This is a genomic window from Sphingomonas sp., from assembly GCF_031372575.1.
In the GTDB taxonomy this organism is placed as follows: domain Bacteria; phylum Pseudomonadota; class Alphaproteobacteria; order Sphingomonadales; family Sphingomonadaceae; genus Sphingomicrobium.
Window position 1 is genome coordinate 1 of the sequence record NZ_JANMLM010000046.1, and the last position, 1,520, is coordinate 1,520.

General features: G+C 64.0%; 1 protein-coding gene. It reads left to right on the forward strand.

The features are described from left to right. Positions 1-28: 28 nt before the first annotated feature. Positions 29-1,360 (forward strand): M28 family peptidase, encoded by a 1,332-nt coding sequence (locus RMN73_RS03505; protein ID WP_405051513.1) that lies wholly within the window; start codon positions 29-31, stop codon positions 1,358-1,360. The last annotated feature ends 160 nt before the right edge of the window (positions 1,361-1,520 follow it).

The window sequence follows — 1,520 nt, forward strand, 5'->3', positions numbered from 1 at the left end:
GAGCCCGCAAGACACGCGGCTGGCCCGGATCGCTGCCGCTGTGGAGGCGTCGCGGATGAAGGCGACGGTCGAGCGGCTGGTCGGCTTCGGCACCCGCCACACTTTGTCGTCGCAAACCGACCCAAAGCGCGGGATCGGGGCGGCGGTGCGCTGGTCGGAGGCGGAGATGAAGAAGCTCGGTCTGACCACGCTGCAGACCTGCGACACCGTCACCGGCCGCCGCGTGCCGACCCCGACGAGGGTGTGTAACGCGCTTGCGATCCAGCGCGGGACCGAGCGGCCCAATGATGTGGTGATCATCACCGGCCATATCGACAGCCGGGTCAGCGACGTGATGAACGCCACTGCCGACTCGCCCGGCGCCAATGATGACGGCAGCGGCACGGCGGCGGTGATGGAAGCGGCGCGGGTGCTGTCGAAGCACAAGTTCCCCGGCACGATCGTCTATGGCGTGCTGTCGGGGGAGGAACAGGGGCTGCTCGGCGGCAAGATCATCGCCGATTATGCCAAGGCGCAAGGCTGGAACGTCATCGCCAACCTCAACAATGACATCATCGGCAACAGCTGCGGCTCCGACAAGGTGTGCGACGCCAGGACGGTGCGGGTGTTTTCCGAAGGGCCGCGCTGGCAGGGGCGTGAGGCGCTCGCGGCGCAGCAGCGCAGCCTAGGCGGCGAGAATGACAGCCCGTCGCGCAACATCTCGCGCTTCCTCGACAGCCTGGCCGAGCGCCACCCCGAGATCGGCCTCGACGTGATGCAAATCTGGCGCAACGACCGTTTTGGGCGGGGCGGCGACCATACCGAATTGCTCAACGCCGGTTACCCGGCAGTGCGATTCTCGGTCGCGGTTGAGGATTATGATCACCAGCATCAGGATCTGCGGGTCGAGAAAGGGATCACCTACGGCGACACCGTCGACGAAATGGACTTCCCCTACCTCGCCAAGGTGACCCGGCTTAACGTCGCCGCGCTCGCCGCCCTAGCCAGCGCCCCGCCGCCGCCGGAGCCGACCGTCGAAGGGGCTGTAAGCACGGATACGACGGTTGGCTTTGAAATGTTGAATGCCTCCAAGAGCTTTTTTCATCAGTATCGCGTTCACTGGCGGCGAACGGATTCCAGCAGCTGGGAGCATCTAAAATCAATCGACAAAAACGCCTGCTCAATCTGGATGGCAAGTGCGCCGGGGAAACCGCACTTTGCTGGGGGTGCTGAGTGTAAGGCCGTCCTAAAAGGCATCCGCGTCGACGATTGGGTGTTTGGCGTCTCGTCGGTCAGTAAGGACGGCTTCGAAAGCCCGGTCGCCTCGGCCGTCCCCGGCGGCGCGTTCCGCCCTTATGTGGCGCCGGTGGAGAAGAAATAGTGTCTTAGCCCTCCCCCTCGATGGGGGAGGGTTGGGTGGGGGTGATGGTCGAACGGTCGCGCCCTCTCCGTATAGATCACCCCACCCGAATTACCCACGATTAAGGTGAGGGACTATGATGAGGCGACGGTCTCGCATATTCGCGTTCACGTGAAGCATC